14 protein-coding genes are annotated in these 16741 nt (G+C 72.4%); 11 read left to right on the top strand and 3 right to left on the bottom strand.

Annotated features, from left to right (window positions below; translation table 11 throughout):
- The first annotated feature begins 17 nt into the window (after positions 1 to 17).
- From AB0J16_RS13820 to AB0J16_RS13785, 8 genes are all read left to right on the top strand, one after another.
- Entirely contained in the window at positions 18 to 2612 is a 2595-nt protein-coding gene (locus tag AB0J16_RS13820; RefSeq protein WP_358538336.1) for a LuxR C-terminal-related transcriptional regulator, read from the top strand.
- A gap of 189 nt (positions 2613 to 2801) precedes the next feature.
- Positions 2802 to 5174: a primosomal protein N' gene (locus AB0J16_RS13815; protein WP_358538333.1), complete on the top strand. Its 2373-nt coding sequence runs from the start codon at positions 2802 to 2804 to the stop codon at positions 5172 to 5174.
- Between the two features lie 49 nt (positions 5175 to 5223).
- Positions 5224 to 6726, top strand: a complete 1503-nt coding sequence (locus tag AB0J16_RS13810; RefSeq protein WP_358538330.1) for a hypothetical protein — start codon at positions 5224 to 5226, stop codon at positions 6724 to 6726.
- A gap of 38 nt (positions 6727 to 6764) precedes the next feature.
- Positions 6765 to 8099: a hypothetical protein gene (locus AB0J16_RS13805; protein ID WP_358538327.1), complete on the top strand. Its 1335-nt coding sequence runs from the start codon at positions 6765 to 6767 to the stop codon at positions 8097 to 8099.
- 25 nt (positions 8100 to 8124) lie between these two features.
- Positions 8125 to 8673 (top strand): peptide deformylase, encoded by a 549-nt coding sequence (gene def / locus AB0J16_RS13800; RefSeq protein ID WP_358538324.1) that lies wholly within the window; start codon positions 8125 to 8127, stop codon positions 8671 to 8673.
- Between the two features lie 2 nt (positions 8674 to 8675).
- Positions 8676 to 9605 carry a methionyl-tRNA formyltransferase gene (gene fmt, locus AB0J16_RS13795; protein ID WP_358538322.1) on the top strand — a complete coding sequence of 310 codons (930 nt, stop codon included), beginning with the start codon at positions 8676 to 8678 and terminating at the stop codon, positions 9603 to 9605.
- A gap of 127 nt (positions 9606 to 9732) precedes the next feature.
- A complete protein-coding gene (locus tag AB0J16_RS13790) occupies positions 9733 to 9972 on the top strand; it encodes a hypothetical protein (RefSeq protein WP_358538319.1) in 240 nt (79 codons plus the stop codon).
- Positions 9930 to 11339: a transcription antitermination factor NusB gene (locus AB0J16_RS13785; protein ID WP_358538316.1), complete on the top strand. Its 1410-nt coding sequence runs from the start codon at positions 9930 to 9932 to the stop codon at positions 11337 to 11339. Before AB0J16_RS13790 ends, AB0J16_RS13785 begins: the two co-directional genes overlap by 43 nt.
- 57 nt (positions 11340 to 11396) lie before the next feature.
- Here the strand turns inward: AB0J16_RS13785 and AB0J16_RS13780 are convergent, their stop codons facing one another.
- Together AB0J16_RS13780 and AB0J16_RS13775 are read right to left on the bottom strand one after the other, a co-directional pair.
- Entirely contained in the window at positions 11397 to 12359 is a 963-nt protein-coding gene (locus AB0J16_RS13780) for a serine hydrolase domain-containing protein (RefSeq protein ID WP_358538314.1), read from the bottom strand.
- Positions 12360 to 12393: 34 nt separating this feature from the next.
- On the bottom strand, positions 12394 to 13032 hold the full coding sequence (locus tag AB0J16_RS13775; protein WP_358538311.1) for a TetR/AcrR family transcriptional regulator: 639 nt from the start codon (positions 13030 to 13032) through the stop codon (positions 12394 to 12396).
- A gap of 109 nt (positions 13033 to 13141) precedes the next feature.
- Here AB0J16_RS13775 and AB0J16_RS13770 point away from each other — a divergent pair, with 109 nt between their 5' ends.
- Positions 13142 to 14080: an aldo/keto reductase gene (locus tag AB0J16_RS13770; RefSeq protein WP_358538308.1), complete on the top strand. Its 939-nt coding sequence runs from the start codon at positions 13142 to 13144 to the stop codon at positions 14078 to 14080.
- A gap of 130 nt (positions 14081 to 14210) precedes the next feature.
- Positions 14211 to 15671: an MFS transporter gene (locus tag AB0J16_RS13765; protein WP_358538305.1), complete on the top strand. Its 1461-nt coding sequence runs from the start codon at positions 14211 to 14213 to the stop codon at positions 15669 to 15671.
- 24 nt (positions 15672 to 15695) lie between these two features.
- Here the strand turns inward: AB0J16_RS13765 and AB0J16_RS13760 are convergent, their stop codons facing one another.
- Complete coding sequence (locus tag AB0J16_RS13760) at positions 15696 to 16022, bottom strand: hypothetical protein (protein WP_358538303.1); 327 nt, start codon at positions 16020 to 16022, stop codon at positions 15696 to 15698.
- 154 nt (positions 16023 to 16176) lie between these two features.
- On the opposite strand from AB0J16_RS13760, the gene AB0J16_RS13755 reads away from it, so the two are divergent.
- On the top strand, positions 16177 to 16737 hold the full coding sequence (locus AB0J16_RS13755; RefSeq protein WP_358538301.1) for a hypothetical protein: 561 nt from the start codon (positions 16177 to 16179) through the stop codon (positions 16735 to 16737).
- Positions 16738 to 16741 lie beyond the last annotated feature (4 nt).

Below are 16741 nucleotides of genomic sequence, written 5' to 3'. Positions count from 1 at the left end.
AAACTGGGGAATGGATCATGCCATGGCGTGCCACGGCGACCAGCTTCGTGGGTCGCCGTCAGGAGGTCGCTGACGTCAGGCGGATGCTCCAGCGCAGCCGCCTCGTCACCGTCACCGGCATCGCCGGGGTGGGTAAGACGCGCGTGGCCGTACGGGCCGCGCAGCTCATGCGGCGGGCCTTCACCGACGGCAGCCGGTTCGTCGAGCTGGCCGGGCACACCGACCCCGAGTCCCTCGAAGAGGTCATCGCCCAGAGCCTCGACGTCACCGGTGACCTGACCGCGCAATTGTCGCGCCGCCGCCTGCTCCTGGTGCTCGACACCTGCGAACATCTGACCGACGCCTGCTCCGCCCTCGTACAGTCGCTGCTGCGCGCCGCCCCCGGCCTGCACGTGCTGGCCACGAGCCGGCAGGCGCTGCGCGTCCCCGGCGGGCACGCGGTCATCGTCCGGCCGCTGACCGTACCAGGTGGAGAGTCGGCGCCCGCCGACGTGGCGCGCGTCGAGTCGGTGTCGCTTCTCCTCGACCGGGTCGCGGCCGTCGACCCCGGTGTTGATCCCGGCTTCGAGCTCACCGAGCGGAACGCGGCCTCCGTCGCCGAGCTCTGCCGCCGCCTGGAGGGCATCCCACTGGCGATCGAGCTGGCCGCCGCCCACGTCCGCCGGTCGCCCGTGGACGAGCTGCTCGCGCGGATGGACGCGTACGGCGGCCCGCTCGGCCGCCCGGACCCGCTCGGTCGCCCGGACCTGGACCGGCACCCTGACCCGAGCGGCCGCTCGGACTCGCTCGGTCGCCCGGACTCGGACGGTCGCCCGGACTCGGACGGGCAGTCGGTGGCGTCGGACGGCAACGGGCGGCGGGCCACATATCCCGTGAACGTGGGTGGGCGGCGGGCCAGGAACGTGGCAGATGCGGGCAGGCGGCTCAGGCCCTCAGCGGACGCTCGGAGGTCTCGGGGGAGCGACTCAGCGGACGTGCGCGGGCCGCAGGGGAGCCATCCAGCGGAGGCGGGCGGCCCTTGGGGGAGGCGTCCGCCGGACGCGGGTACGCACCGGGGCGGGGACGCGACCACGCGGGCCGTGATCGGGTGGAGCCACGAGCTCTGCTCGCCTGAGGAGCGCCTGCTGTGGGAGCGGCTGAGCGTGTTCGCGGGGACGTTCGAGCGGGCGGCGGCCGAGAAGGTCTGCGCAGGCGGCCCGCTGCCCCCCGCGCGGGTTCGCGCCACGCTGGCGGCGCTGGTCGAGAAGGCGATCGTGACCAGGGAGCAGGACGAGCCGCAGGCGAGGTACCGCATGCCCGACAGCGCGCGCGAGTTCGCCGCCGCCCGCCTGGCGGGCACCGGCGATCGGGAACGGCTGCGGGCACGCCACCGCGAGCACTACTACACGCTCGCCGAAGCAGTGCGTCGTGACCGGGGTTACTCGGCGGGCCGTGACAGGGGTGAGGCGATTGTCCGGGTCAGGGATGAGTGGGCCGATTTGCGGGCCGCGCTTGAGTCCTTCGCCGCAGACCCGGCCGCGCGCGAGCGCGGGCTGCGGATGGGTCTGCGGCTGGGCAGGCTGTGGACGTTCGGGGGCATGGCCCAGTACGGGCGCCGCTACCTGGAACGCCTGCTGCTCATCACCTCCTGCCCCGATCCGGTACGGCTCGACGCCCTTTTGCTGCTCGCCCACCTGGCGGCCACCAGCGGCGACCTGGATGTGGCCCGCAAGGCGCTGGAGGAGGCCGAGGCGCCCGCGGCCCGGCTGGGCCCGCGCGGCGCCCTCAACCTCGCCAAGGCGCGCGGCACGGTGAGCCTCTGCGCGGGCGACCTGCCCACGGCCGAAGGCCATTTGACCCGGTGCGTCGACGGCCTGTCGCCCGACGGTGGCGTCCATCCGCTCGACGCCACCGTCGAACTGGGCCTCACTCTGCTGCTCGCCGGTCGTACCAGTGAGGCGGAGGAGGTTCTCGCCAAGGCCGGCGCGCTCGGCCGGGAAGCGGGCGACGCCGCCACCGCCGCCTGGACGGAGCTCGCGCTCGCCCTGGCGCGGCGGACGGCCGGACAGTACGCGGAGGCGGACACCCTGGCCAGGACGGCACTGCGGACGCAGGTGTCGCTGCACATGACGTTCGGGCGGGCGCTCTGCGTCGAGCTCCTCGGCCGGCTCGCCGCCGACCAGGGCCGGCCCGCCCGCGCCGCCCGGTTACTGAGCGCGGCGCAACGGCTGTGGGGGTACGAGGTGAGCCCCCTGCTCGGCGCGCCGATCCTCGCCGCCGAGCGCGACAGCCACCTGAAGGTACTACGTGAGACCCTCGGCCGGCAGCACGGCCAAGCCGTCTCCGAGGGCCGGGCCATGTCGGAGGAGGAAGCGATCGCCGACGCGCTCGCCCCGGGCGTCACGCCTCCTGCCCCGGCCGTACCGTTCTGGGCGCCGCTCACCCCGCGCGAGGCGGACGTCGCCGAGCTGGTCGCCGCCGGGCTGACCAACCGGCTGATCGCGCAGCGGCTGGTCGTCGCCCGGCGCACGGTGGACTCTCACATGGAGAACATCCTCGCCAAACTCGGATTCTCCGGGCGGAGTCAGGTCGCCGCCTGGGTGATCGGGCGGCGGCAGCGCGAGCAAGGCTGAGCCCCGTCTGCGGCTCGGGGACCGAGCAGGCCGTGGGGCCTGGGATCGGACAGGCGTGGGGCCTGGGGGCCGGGCACTCGTGGGGCCTGGGACCGGACCAGCATAGGGCTTGGGGACCGGGCAGGCGGGGGGCTTGGGTTCGACAAGCGTGCGGCGTTACGGGTGGTCCGGGTCTGGTAGACGTAATGCGTGACCGACTCCAATGCCCTCCTGCCGCTCGACGCCGTGCGGAGGGTGGAGCCGTCCAAGCCCGGTAAGGGGGCGCCGGTTCCCGCTCCTTCGCGGCCGGTGGCCCGGGTGGCGGTCGACAACCCGCTGCCGCACCTCGACCGGCCGTTCGACTACCTGGTGCCGGTGACGATGCACGAGACGGCCGAGCCGGGGGTGCGGGTGCGGGTGCGGTTCGCCGGTCAGCTGGTGGACGGGTTCGTGCTCGAACGGGTCGAGGAGAGCGACCACACGGGCAAGCTCACCGCTCTCGAACGGGTCGTGTCGGGCGAGCGGGTGCTGACCGGGGAGATCGCGGGCCTGGCCAGGGCGGTCGCCGACCGCTACGCGGGCACGCTCGCCGACGTCCTGCGCCTGGCCATCCCGCCCCGCCACGCCAGGGCCGAGGCGAACCCCCCAAGACCCGCCGAAACGACCGCCGCGCCAACCGAACCGGTTCCCAGTACGCCTGGCGATGCGGCGACTGGTCCGGTTCCCGGTATGTCTGGCGATGCGGCGACTGGTCCGGTTCCCGGTATGCCCGGTGACGCGGCGACTGGTCCGGTTTCTGGCCAGCCCGGCGACGCGGCGGCTGATACGCCCACCAGCCCGGTCACCGACACGACCGGAGGCACTCCCGTCCCGGCCGACAACGCGCCCGCCGGCCCCTGGGACGACTACCCGATGGGGCCGTCGTTCCTCGACGCGCTGCGCAACGGCCGGACGCCCCGGGCCGTATGGTCGGCCCTGCCGGGGGCCAAGGGCTGGGCCTGGGCGGTGGCCGAGGCGGTCCGCGCGACGCTCGACGGCGGGCGGGGCGCGGTCGTCGTGGTGCCCGACGGCAAGGACGTGGCGCTGGCCGACGCCGAGCTCACCCGGGTGCTCGGTGACGGGCGGCACGTGGCGCTCACCGCGGACCTGGGCCCGGCCGAACGCTACCGGCGCTGGCTGCGCGTCCTGAGAGGGCAGGTACGGGCGGTCGTGGGCACCCGGGCCGCCGTGTTCGCCCCCGTGGCCGCGCTCGGTCTGGTGGCCATCTGGGACGACGGTGACGACCTTCACGCCGAACGGCTGGCCCCCTACCCGCACGCCCGCGAGGTCCTCGCGCTGCGGGCCCATCGCACGGGCGCGGCCATGCTGATCGGTGGCTACACGCGTACCGCCGAGGCCACGCAGCTCATCGCCAGTCGCTGGGCCAGGCCGATCGTCGCCGCACGCACCACGATCAGAAGCCTCGCCCCCCGCGTACATCCCGCCGGAGAGGACGCCGAGCTCGCCAAGGACCAGGCCGCGCGCCAGGCCAGGCTGCCCAGCCTGGCCTGGCGCGCGCTGCGCCAAGGGCTGGAATCCGGTCCGGTGCTGGTCCAGGTGCCCCGGCGCGGCTACCTGCCCGCACTGGCCTGCCAGAACTGCCGCGCCCCCGCCCGCTGCGCGCTCCCGCCCACCCGCCTCAGCACGGCTCCAGGAGCCGAGGCGAGCGAGCCGTATGCCGACATACCCGGCCTGGCCATGGCGGCGACGGCCGGCCGCGGGACGAAGCACGGCGGGCTGAGGCTCGAAAGCGAGCCCGGTTCCGCGGGGCCCTCGTCGTGTCATGGCCCGCTCGGCCTGCGAGGCGGTCACTCCGCCCCCTACTGCCGCTGGTGCGGCCGGGTGGACGCCGGCTGGCGCTGCCCGAACTGCGGTGGCCACCGGCTGCGAGCCGTCGTCGTGGGCGCCCGCCGTACCGCCGAGGAGCTGGGCCGGGCCTTCCCCTCGGTCCCGGTACGCACCTCCGGACGCGACGGCGTGCTGGCCACCGTGCCCGCCACCCGAGCCCTGGTCGTCGCCACGCCCGGCGCCGAGCCGGTGGCCGAGGGCGGCTACGCGGCGGCCGTGCTGCTGGACGCGTGGGCGCTGCTCGGCCGGCCGGACCTGCGGGCCACCGAGGAGGCGCTGCGCCGCTGGACGAACGCCGCCGCCCTGCTCCGGCCCGGCGCCGAGGTGGTGGTGCTGGGCGACGCCGCGCTGCCGGTCGTACAGGCGCTGCTGCGCTGGGATCCGATCACCCACGCCGAGCGTGAGCTGGCCGAACGCGCCGAGCTGGGCTTCCCGCCCGCCGTACGGATGGCGACGCTCACGGGCAGCGCCGCCGCGGTCCGGCAGATGCTCGACGAGACGCGCCTGCCCGACGGCGCCCAGGTGCTCGGCCCCGTGCCGGTGGACGAGGCGGGCAGGGAACGCGCCATGATCCGCGTCCCGCGCGGCGGCGGCGGCGCGCTGGCCGCCGCGCTCAAAGGGGCCAGTGGGGTACGTGCGGCCCGTAAGGCACCTGATGTCGTACGGGTGAGTGTCGACCCGCTCGACCTGATTTAAGCGGTTTCCCCGATTCGCTCATCTGTAAGCCAGCCGTTAGCGTGCCCCTGTGTCGATCGAATGGGTGAACCAGGCCATCGACGACCTCCGTGCCTGGGGGCGCGCGCGGGGCGTCGTGGTGGACGCGGACGAAATCCGCTTGCTCTGCGACTACGCCAGCGACTATCTCAACGTCAACGAGCTGGGCGACTTCACTCCCGCGACCTTCGACGAGCTGCTGCTGTCCATCTACCCTCGCAAGGTCATCGCACCGCCGGAGAGCGCGCCGGAGACGGTTGCCGCCGCCCGTACCCTCGTCGATTTCCTGCAGCAGGCCGGCGCGGTCGGCGAGGAGACCGCGGCGGCGATGCGCGAGGAGCTGGCCGGCATCGAGCCGAAGATGCCCGTGGCGCTCGCCGACACGGCCAACTTCGGCATGGCCAAGAGCCTGTTCAGCTCCATCGGTCCCGAGTCGCTGGAGCAGTCGGTCGCGATCCCCTCGGGCGAGCTGCCCGATCTGGGGGAGGCGCCCTGCGACTGTCCAGGGTGCGCGCCGCTGCCGGCCGTACGACTGGCGGAGCCCGACGCGCTCGTGGCCGAGCTGGCGGACGTGCCGCTCCTGGCGGGAAACGCCGGACCGTACCAAGATCTGGAAGAGGAGCTGCGGCGCGACGTCGGTGACGACCCGCTCCAGGCGTGGGCCGAGATCGTCGCCCACATCGTCGAACGCGACACCCGCGGCACGGTCACCGGCTCGGCCGAGCTCGACGAGGAGCTCTACGACCTGTTCGACATGCTCTACCGGCTGCGGGCGCCCGTGCCCGTCACCGTGATCGGCGACTACCTGGAGGAGGTCGCGGACGCGGGCGGCGCCGATCTGGGCGCGGTGCTCGACCGGCTGGCCTGGTGCGGCATGGTCGCGGTCGAGGGCGAGGCCGCCGGGCTCACCCCGCTGGCCGTGTGGGGGCTGCGCGAGCACTACCTGGCGCTCGGCCTCGACGCCCCGCAGGCCGGTGACCTGGCCGAGGCCGACGCGACCGGGCTGATCGAGGGCCTGCTCGACGGCATGCCCACCGAGCTGGCCGAAGAGGACATCAGCCGGTGGCTGGCCGGCCGCAGCCCGGTCACGGCGGCGGCCGAGCTGCTCGCCGCCGCCTCCGGCGCCCCCGCCGTGGCGCGCGGCATCGCGGTGACCATCGTCGACCGGCTGGGCGCCGAGGCGGAGCCCGAGGTACGCGCCTGCCTGGAGGACCAGGAGCTGCGCCCGCACGCCATCCACTGGCTGACCGCCCGAGGGCTGGCCGCCCCGCAGCTCAGCCAGGAGGAGCTGCTGTGGGTCAGCATCGACATGCTCGCCCTGGCGCTGCCCGCCGCCGAAGAGGCCCCCGAGATCTTCGCCGAGAACATGGCCGCCTCCGGCCCGCCCGCCCACCTCATCGAAGAGATGTGGCGCGTGGACCACCCCGACGTCGTAGACGTGCTGGAGCTGCTCGGACGCTCGCTGCCCGACGGTACGGTGGCCAAGGCGGCCCGCAAGGCCGCCTTCAAAGCGCGCTCCCGAGCCATCCGTTGAGTACGCTCATGTGACTCGTGTGCAGTAAGTTTCGTGGGGTGGCAAACAACGTCTTCGACCTCGCCGAGCTGCGTAAGCTGATCGATGAGCAGTCCGCCGTGCCCCCACGGCCACCCGAGGAGACTCCCGTGGCGGAGCAAGAGGCGTTGACGTTCCCACCTGTCCTGCTGGCGCCCGACGCCGAGCTGGCCGGGATCGTGCCCACGGTGCCGCTCGTCGCCGACGCCATCCGGCTCATGAACTGGACCGGCACCCGCGAGGTCACCCCGGAAGGGCTGCCGGTCGCGGCCGATGCCCAAGCCGCCGCGGCCGAGCTGGGCCTCGACGCCGCCCGGCTCCGCCTCGTCTGGATCGTCGCCGTCAACACCGGGCTGCTCCAGATCGCCGGCGGGCGCGCTTCGCGCGGGCCGCTGCCGGAGCGGCTCTCGGTCGAGGCGACGCTGGAGTTCTGGGACGGCGTGGTCATGGACGTGCTCGACCGCGCCGACGAGGGCCTGACCGGGTCGGCCGTCGTCGACGAGCACCTGGCGGAGATGCTGGCCACGGTCTACTCCGTACGTTCGGGCGTCGCGATCGCCAACCTCGCCCGGGGCATCCTGCAGTCGCACGAGGTCGCCTGCGAGCCCGGCGCCATCGAGATGCGCAGACTGGCCGCCTCGCTGCCCGCCGAGCTGCTCGACGCGCTGGCGTTGCTGGCCTACTGCGGCCTGGTCGAGCAGACCGCGGCCGGCCGCACCGCGCTCACCCCGCTCGGCGTCTGGGCCGTACGCAGGGACCTGCTGCGCGAGGGGCATGACGCGCCGACGACGGCCGAGGTCGAGGTGTTCGCCGACCTGACCGCCGCCGAGCTGGTCGAGGCCCTGGTCAAGGGCGCCGCCACGCAGAGCGCGGTGGCCGGTTGGCTGGAGCGCCGCCCGCCCGCGCAGGCCGCGCACGACCTCATCGAGATCGCGGCGGAGGGCACCGCGGGGCAGCGCGGCGCCGTGGGCGCCATCCTGGAGGAGCTGGGGCCCGAGGCCGAGGCTCCCGTCCGCGAGGCGCTCGAGCTGCCGCTGATGCGCCGCTACGCCGCGTCCTGGCTGCACATCCGCGACCTCGACGCACCCACGCTCAGCCCCGACGACCACACCTGGATCGCGGTCGACTCGCTGGCCGCCCTCATGCACCTGTCCGGCCCCGCCGCGGGCCGGCTGGACCCCGAGCCGGGTGAGGATCTGATCCGGCTCGTCGGCCAGATGCCCGCCGTGGGCCACCCGGACACGATCGCGGTGCTCGACATGCTCGCCACCGCGCACGACGACAAGGCCGTCGTGAAGGCAGCCCGCAAAGCCGCGATGAAGGCCCGATCGCTGGCGCACACTAAACTGGGCTGACCCACTGACGAAACGGAGTGACCCTTTGGCGATCCAGTCGATCCGCCTGTTCGGAGACCCGGTGCTGACCACCGCGGCGGCACCGGTCGTCGACTTCGACAAGGAGCTCCGCAAGCTGGTCAAAGACCTCACCGACACGATGATGGACGCCCCCGGCGCCGGGCTCGCGGCCCCGCAGATCGGCGTCGGGCTGCGGGTGTTCACCTACTACGTCGACGAGCAGCTCGGCCATCTGATCAACCCCGATCTCGATCTGTCGGCCGACATCGACGAGGAGGGCGAGGAGGGCTGCCTGTCCTTCCCCGGCCTGTCGTTCCCGACGCCGCGGGCCATCCGCGCCGTCGCCAAGGGCTTCGACATGTACGGCGAGCCGGTCACGCTGGAGGGCACCGACCTGATGGCCCGCTGCTTCCAGCACGAGACCGACCACCTCGACGGCATCCTGTTCATCGACCGGATGGACTCCAAGCAGCGCAAGCTCGCGATGAAGGCCGTCCGCGAGGCGGAGTGGAGCGGGCTGTCCGCCCCCATGGTCAAGTTCTCCCCGCACACCACGGGCGGGAAGGCACTCTGACGATGCGCCTGGTCTTCGCGGGCACGCCCGAGACGGCACTGCCGTCACTACGCGCACTGATCGACTCGCCGCGGCACGAGGTCGTCGCGGTGGTCACCCGGCCCGACGCCCAGTCGGGGCGCGGTCGCAAGGTGCACCCGTCGCCGGTGGCCGAGCTGGCCGAGGAGGCGGGCATCGAGGTGCTGCGCCCGGCCAAGGCCGGCGACCCGGAGTTCCTCGACCGGCTGCGCGGGCTGGAGCCCGACTGCTGCCCCGTGGTCGCCTACGGGGCGCTGCTGCCGCAGTCCGCGCTCGACGTGCCGCCGCTCGGCTGGATCAACCTGCACTTCTCGATCCTGCCCGCCTGGCGGGGCGCCGCGCCTGTCCAGCACGCGATTCTGCACGGTGACGAGATCACCGGCGCCTCGACGTTCCAGATCGTCAAGGAGCTCGACGCCGGGGCGGTCTTCGGTGTCGTCACCGAGGAGATCCGTCCCGACGACACCAGCGGCGCGCTGCTCGAACGCCTGTCGGTCTCGGGCGCCGAGCTGCTGTCGGCCACGCTCGACGGGGTGGCCGACGGCAAGCTGCAGGCGGTTCCCCAGCCGGCCGACGGGGTCAGCATCGCGCCCAAGATCAACGTGACCGACGCCCGGGTCGACTGGTCCGCGCCCGCCATGCGCGTCGACCGCCTGATTCGCGCCTGCACCCCCAACCCGGGCGCCTGGAGCGAGTTCCGCGGCCACCGGCTGAAGCTCGGCCCGGTCCGGCTCGCCCCCACGGCCGAGCCGCTGCCGCCCGGCGCCATCGCCGCCACCAAGAACACCGTGCTGGTCGGCACCGCGACCCACCCGGTCGAGCTGGGCGAGCTCCAGCCGCAGGGCAAGCGGCTGATGAGCGCGGGGGAGTGGGCGCGCGGTGTGCGTCCTGAGAGCGACGGCAGGTTCGAGTGAGACCAGGTTCGAGTGAGACCAGGTGTCGAGTGAGACCAGGTGCCGAGTGAGACCAGGTGTCGAGTGAGAAACGACATGGGACAGGGCCCACGCCGCCAGAACGAGGGACGGCCGACCGGGACCGGACATGGCAGCGGCGGCCGGGGTGGTCAAGGCGGCCAAGGCGGTCAAGCCAGTGGCCGGGGTGGTCAAGGCGGCAGCCGAGGCGGTGGCCAGGCTGGTCAAGGTAGTGGCCGGGGCGGTCAGGGCGGGAGTCGTGGCGGTGGCCGGGGCCGGTCGCGGGGTCCGGCGCGTGACCAGGCGCGCAATGCCGCCTTCGACGTCATGCGGGCCGTCGACGAGCGTGACGCGTACGCCAACCTGCTGATGCCGCGCCTGCTGCGCGAGCGTGAGGTGAAGGGGCGTGACGCGGCGCTGGCGACCGAGCTGGCCTATGGGACGCTGCGCGGGCTCGGGACGTACGACGCGATCATCGAGATGTGCGTCGACCGGGCGCCCGACTCCGACGTGCGCGACGCCCTGCGGCTCGGCGCCCACCAGCTGCTCAAGATGCGCGTTCCCCCGCACGCCGCCGTCGGCACGACCGTCGATCTCGTACGGCTGCGCATCGGGGCGGGCGCCGCCAAGTTCGTCAACGCCGTGCTGCGCAAGATCGGGTCACGGACCATCGAGGAGTGGGTCCCGATCGTGGCCCCCGACGAGGCCCATGACCCGGCCGGGCATCTGTCGGTCGCCTACAGCCATCCGCGGTGGATCGTGAGCGCGTTCCGCGACGCCCTGGGCGGCCGGGCCGACGAGGTGGCCGACCTGCTGGCCGCCGACAACGCGCGGCCGCTGGTGACACTGGTCGCCCGGCCCGGCCGCAGCTCGATCGAGGAGCTGACCGACAGCGGCGCCGACCCGGGCCGCTACTCGCCGTACGCCGCCTACCTGCCGGAGGGCGACCCGGGCAGGATCCCGGCGGTCGCCGAGACCCGCGCGGCCGTCCAGGACGAGGCCAGCCAGCTCGTGGCGCTCGCTCTCACCCGCGTCCCGCTCGACGGGCGTGACGAGCTGTGGCTCGACATGTGCGCCGGTCCGGGCGGCAAGGCGGGCCTCCTCGACGCCATCGCCACCTATGGCGACCTAGCGGCCTCCGACGACCGCTACTTTGCCGACCGCGGAGGCGTCGCGGCTTCCGACGACCGCGATCTCGCCGATCCTGTTGGGCTCGGGGTTCGGGCTGTGGCCTATCCGGGTGGGGCCCGGCTGCTGGCCGCCGACGTGCAGTATCACCGGGCGCGGCTGGTCTGGCAGACCACCCGGGACGCCGCCGTGGTCACCGCCGATGGGACCGAGCCGGCCTGGCGGCCGGGTGCGTTCGACCGGATCATGCTGGACGCGCCCTGCACCGGGCTCGGAGCGCTGCGCCGTCGCCCCGAGGCGAGGTGGCGGCGGGATCCCGCGGACATCGCCGAGCTGGGCCGGTTGCAGCGACGTCTGCTCGACGCCGCACTCGACGCCGTACGGCCCGGCGGGGTGGTCGCGTACGTCACCTGTTCGCCGCACCTGGCCGAGACCCGGGTCGTCGTCGGTGACGTCGCCGGCCGGCGCGGCGACGTGGAGCAGCTCGACGCGCGCGACTACCTGCCGGAGATCGAGGGGCTGGGCGACGGCCCGCACGCGCAGTTCTGGCCGCACCGCCACGGCACCGACGCGATGTTCCTCGCCCTCCTCCGCAAGCGTCCGCTCTGAGCGGATCATGTTCGCGTTTCCCGGCGTGATGGGCGCCGGGACTCAGGTCTGCTCGTTCTACGACCGGAAGCTGGGATTGGTCACCGCATCGAGAAGGCCGTTGAGGAGCGGGACTCGGCGTTCGGTGTCGTCGTTGAGCGCGAGGAGAGCCACGCTCAGGTCCAGGTCGGGTACTCGGGCGTGCAGGGCACGCAGGCCGGTCCAGCCTCCTCCGTGCCGATAGACGCGGTGCCCGGCGTGGGATCGGACGCCGATGCCCCAGGCGTAGTCGATCGGCGTTCCGTCGTCGAGGCGTCCAGGAGTCTGCATGAGCTCCGAGATGCCGAGTTCATCGGCGTTGAGCGCCTGGCCCCAGCGCAGCAGATCGCTGAGAGTGGTCCATACCCCTCCGTCACCCAGGGACAGCGGGGCGGGATGAAGGCGGGCAAGCGGCGCGGCGCCCGGAGGCGTCGGGTCAGGCCCGGGCCAGTACCGGGTGTCCGCCATCGCCAGCGGGACGAAGAGGTGGCGCTCGGCGAAGTCGGGCAGCTGCGTGTCCGCCGCTCGTTCCACCACCGCGGCCAGGCAGACGTATCCGGCGTTGGAATAGCGGTGTTCGGTCCCCGGCCGGTGGTCCAGGTCCGGGAACTGGGCGAGCGCTTGGATGATGCCCGGGGTGGTCCGGTCGGCGTCGCCGGTGATGATGGCATCGATCTCGGAGTCGGCGGGAAGGGCGGCTGTGTGATGGACGAGGTGCCGCAGGCGGATGGTGCCGGCCCACGCCGGTAGCTGAGGCAGCCACGGTGACAGGGTCGATTCCATGTCCAGTACGCCATCTTGGGCCAGCAACGCCACGCAGGCCGCGGTCATCTGCTTCGACAGCGACGCCGCGTAGGCGAGCGTCGCGGCGGTCACTGACAGCCCTTGGGCGAGGAGTACGGGTGGCGCGCCGCCTTGCCGCATCCCGACCACGATCGGTTCGTCGCTGCGGTAGCCGGCTTCGCAGACGAGGGCTGTCATGCGTTGGTACGTCTGGGACACGAAATGATCCTTCGGGCTGCCCGCGACACCCCCGCTAGCGGCCTGGATTGGGGAGTAGGGCGTCAACGATCAGGTCGAGGAGCCGGCCGGTCTGCTCGGGGGTGTCGCGGGCCGCCGTGGCGAGAAAGATGCCCAAGAGCATCGTGGCGACGTCGTCGGGGTCGACGTCCGCACGGAGTGAGCCCGTTTCGGCGCCCTTGGCGAGGATCGCCGTGATCGCGGCGGTGATGCGTTCCCTGGTGGTGGCTGTCGGGATGCGGCCTGAGGCCTGCCCGGCGCGCAGTGCGTCGGCCATGCCACGTTTCATCGCGGCGAACGCCCCGTAGCGCTCCAGCCAGGCGCGCAGCGCGAGCGGCGGCGGGAGTTGTTCGAGCAGGGCCGGGACGCCCGTGGTGATGTTGTCGAGTTCGGCTGCGTAGACCGCCTCCACGAGCGCCTCGCGGGTCGGGAAATGGCGATAGAGGGTGCCGATCCCGACGCCCGCCTCACGGGCGATGCTTTCGAGCGGGACGGTGTCGTCGGCGGCCGCGAAGGCGGTCCGGGCGACGGCGATGAGCTTGTCCCGGTTGCGCTGGGCGTGGGCGCGGAGCGGACGCTGTGTCGTGGTCGGCTGTTCTGCGGCGGTGTCGGCGGACGCCGGTTCGGGCGAACTCAAAGAGGTGTCGGCGGACACCGGTTCAGGCGAAGTCAAAGTGGAGGTACCTCCGATATTGCTCTATAGTCGGTCAGAGATACCGGAGGTTCCTCCGCTATCTCTGGCATCTTACCTGGATGGGATTATCATGACCTCCAGCAACACCCTTTCCGATGAGCCGGTCAAGGTTCCGCGGCCCGGTGGCACCGCTCAGTTCGCCGGGCGTACCGTGTCCCGCATCGGATATGGCGCCATGCAGCTCAGCCGCCTGCACGACGACCGTGACGCGGCCCTGGCGGTCCTGCGCCGGGCGATCGACTCCGGCGTCGACCACATCGACACCGCCCAGTTCTACGGCAACGGCTTCGTCAACGGGCTCCTTCGCGAGGCGATCCGGCCGGAGGACGATGTCATGGTCGTCAGCAAGGTCGGCGCCACCCCCGATCCAGACGGTCCGATCCCGCTGCGGCTCGCACAGCGGCCCGAAGAACTCCGCGCCAGCGTCGAGGACAACCTCCTCAGCCTCGGCCTGGAGCAGATCCCGGTCGTGAACCTGCGCCGTCCCGACTCCGGTCCCGGCGTGCGGGCCACGGGCGATCAGGCGGTCGACATCGACGACCAGCTCGCCGTGATGACGGCGATGCGCGACGAGGGCAAGATCGGCGCGATCGGGCTGGGCAGCGTCACCCTCGACGGGCTGCGCCGAGCGCTCCCCGCCGGCATCGCCTGCGTGCAGAACGCCTACAGCCTCGTCACCCGAGACGACGAAGCCGTGCTCGAACTGTGCCGGACCGAGGGCATCGCCTGGGTACCGTTCTTCCCCCTCGGCGGCGCCTTCCCCCAGATGCCGAAGGTGACCGACGAAGCGGCCGTCCACGCCGCCGCGACGTCCCTCGGCCGCACGCCCGTACAGGTCGGCCTCGCCTGGCTGTTGCACCACGCGCCCCACGTGCTGCTCATCCCCGGCACCGCCAGCATCGAGCACCTCGACGAGAACATCGCCGCCGGTGCGATCACCTTCGACGGCGCCATGCTCGACACGCTCGACGCCATCCCCTCCCGCTCGTCAGACGTCCCGCTGGGCTGATTCCCGCAACCGGCCGTGGCCCGCCGGTGTTCTTCTAGTTGCTGTTGGCTCGCTCACGGGCCGTGATCGACCCTCGCGAACCCGTGATCGAGCCCTCCGGCGTAAGAGAGCACCAGGCGAGAGGAACACCATGACGGAGCTCGACTCCACGCTCGATTCCAGCAGGCAGGCGCGGGACGAACCCATCGAGAACCAGATGACGTCCCGGCACAAGTTGATCCTGGTTCTCCTGCTCGGCGCCCAGTTCATGCTCGCGGTCGACTTCTCGGTACTCAACATCGCCGTGCCGACGATCGGCTCGGAGCTGGGCTTCGAGCTGAGCAGCCTGCAATGGATCGTCACGGGGTTCATGCTGCCCGCCGCGGGCTTCACCCTGCTGTTCGGCCGTGTCGCCGACCTGTTCGGCCGGCGCAACCTCTTCCTGGCGGGAATGCTGCTCCTCGGCGTGGCGTCGCTGGTCGGCGGCCTGGCGCAGTCGCCGGGCATGCTCCTGGCCGGACGTATCGGGCAGGGGCTGGCCACCGCGATGGCAACACCCGCCGCGATGTCGCTGCTCACCACGTCCTTCCCGGAAGGCCCGCTCCGCCGGCGCGCCCTCGGGCTCAACGGCACCCTGCTGACCGGCGGCTTCGCGCTCGGGTCGGTGCTCGGGGGAGTACTGACAGAGCTGCTGAGCTGGCGCTGGGCCTTCCTGATCAACCTGCCGGTCGTCGCGCTCATCGTGCTCATCGCCCCGCGCGTGCTGAGCGACACCGGCGAGCGGATTCGCCGCCGCCTCGACATTCCCGGCGCGGTCACGGTCACCGGCGGCCTGGTGAGCCTGGTCTACGGCATCTCCGCGACCGAGCGGAACGGCTGGGGCGACCCCATCGTCATCGGCTGCCTGATCCTCGCCGCGCTCCTGCTGGTCGCGTTCTGGTTCATCGAACTACGCAGCCCGCACCCGCTGGCGCCGGTCAGCGTGCTCAAGCGGCCCACTGTCCGCTGGGGCAACTTCGCCGGGATCATCGTCATCAGCATGCCCAGCGCGGTCGTCTTCCAGATGACGCTCTACTTGCAGGACGTCCTCGACTACCAGCCGCTCGCCTCCGGCCTGGCGTTCGGCGGGTCCAGCATCGCGGCCATCGCGGGCGGGCTCCTCGCCCCCCGGGTGATCGGCGCCATCGGTGGCAAGCGGACCCTCGTCATCGCCCTGGCGGTCCAGGGTCTGGGCCTCCTGGGGCTGCTGGCCGTGGGCGAAGGCGCCACGGGTATCTACATCGTCCTCGCCGCCGTCGCGGTCGCGTTCTTCGGCCACGCCATGGGCCTGGTCTCCTACACGGTCATCGCCACCTCCGGCCTGCCTGACGAGGAGCAGGGCCTGGCCACCGGTTTGAGCACCATGAGCCAGCAGGTCGCCCTGACCCTCGGCACTCCCGTGCTGGCCGCTGTCGCGATCTACGGCGCCGGCACGGTCACCGGCGTCAAGGCGAACGTCGGCGGCGTCCTCGACGGCATGCACCTGGCGGTGCTCGTGGGCGCGGTGACCAGCCTCGCGGTGGCGGCGCTCGTGGCCGCCCTCTTCCGCCACGGCACCACGGCCAAAAGCTGAGACCGCTTTCCTTGCTCCCAGGGCTCAGCGCGGAGGCGTTTGCGCCAGAGCCACCAGGATTTGGTCCAGTTTGGCGTCAACATGACCAAAACGTGCTTCGGTCAGGTCTTTCAGGTCATTCAGGCGCTGCTCCAGCTGGTCCAGCTGCTCCTTCGTGGCCAGCGAAGCATTGCCCGCCATGATTTCCCCGAAGACGGGCTCCGTGTATTCGAGGATCTCCTGGCGGATCGTCTGCGGGAGCTGGTCCACCGCGGCCTTGATATCCCCAAGGTCGGAACCGAGCGTAAAAGCGGCCGCTTCGAGGCGTTGGACGCGGGCGGCAAGTTGCGCGCGGTGCTGGGGAGCGGTCATGTGGCCATCGTAGCTTGCGGCTCATCCTGTGCTGCCGGGAACCGCAATTCCCAGGTGGCCAGAGCAGGAAGGATCACGGAGTGTGAGCAGTCAGGAAGACGGTTCCGGTGCGCTTCCGCGGGCTACGGGCGGTAGGAGGATCGCCTGGGCGGCCGTGCCTGAAGAGGTGGCGGCGGGGATCGAGCGGCTGCTCGGTGACCGGGTGGTCGGCGCGGTCAGCCAGCCGGGCGGGTTCTCCGAGGGCCTGGCCGCGCGCGTGCGTCTGGCGGGCGGCGGGGGCGCGTTCGTGAAGGCGGCGAGTACGTTGGCGACGCCGGCGGTGGCGGCCTTTCACCGTAGGGAGATCGAGATCTCGCGGTGGCTTCCCCGGACGGTGCCGGTGCCACGGTTGCTGGACGCGTATGACGATGGTGACTGGGTCGCGCTGATATTCGAGGAGATTCCGGGTCGGCTGCCCGCCCAGCCATGGCAGCGGGATGAACTCGAGCGGGTCCTGGAGGCTGTCACCGACCTGGTGCGGGACTTGACCCCGTCACCGGTGGACGGGGCGTTACTGGGCGGGCCGCGGCTGGGCGGCTGGGTGGCACTGGCGAAGGGCGGCCTCGGGATCGAGGGCGCCGTCCTCAAGAGGGTCGGTGCGCTTTCGCCGTGGGCGGCTGGGCACCTCGACGGACCCGCACCGCTGCGGGTGTGGGCGCCGTTCAATAGACTCTGACCAT

The organism is Nonomuraea sp. NPDC049750 (assembly GCF_040659625.1).
Taxonomy (GTDB): Bacteria; Actinomycetota; Actinomycetes; order Streptosporangiales; family Streptosporangiaceae; genus Nonomuraea.
The sequence above is the reverse complement of the archived record's forward strand: the minus strand, read 5'-3'. Positions and strand labels throughout refer to the sequence as shown.

Coding starts and splice junctions, on each gene's coding strand:
- AB0J16_RS13820 (WP_358538336.1), top strand. CDS start 18: ATGCCATGGCGTGCCACGGCGACCAGCTTCGTGGGTCGCCGTCAGGAG.
- fmt (WP_358538322.1), top strand. CDS start 8,676: ATGCGCCTGGTCTTCGCGGGCACGCCCGAGACGGCACTGCCGTCACTA.
- AB0J16_RS13790 (WP_358538319.1), top strand. CDS start 9,733: ATGGCAGCGGCGGCCGGGGTGGTCAAGGCGGCCAAGGCGGTCAAGCCA.
- AB0J16_RS13785 (WP_358538316.1), top strand. CDS start 9,930: ATGCGGGCCGTCGACGAGCGTGACGCGTACGCCAACCTGCTGATGCCG.
- AB0J16_RS13770 (WP_358538308.1), top strand. CDS start 13,142: ATGACCTCCAGCAACACCCTTTCCGATGAGCCGGTCAAGGTTCCGCGG.
- AB0J16_RS13765 (WP_358538305.1), top strand. CDS start 14,211: ATGACGGAGCTCGACTCCACGCTCGATTCCAGCAGGCAGGCGCGGGAC.
- AB0J16_RS13760 (WP_358538303.1), bottom strand. CDS start 16,022: ATGACCGCTCCCCAGCACCGCGCGCAACTTGCCGCCCGCGTCCAACGC.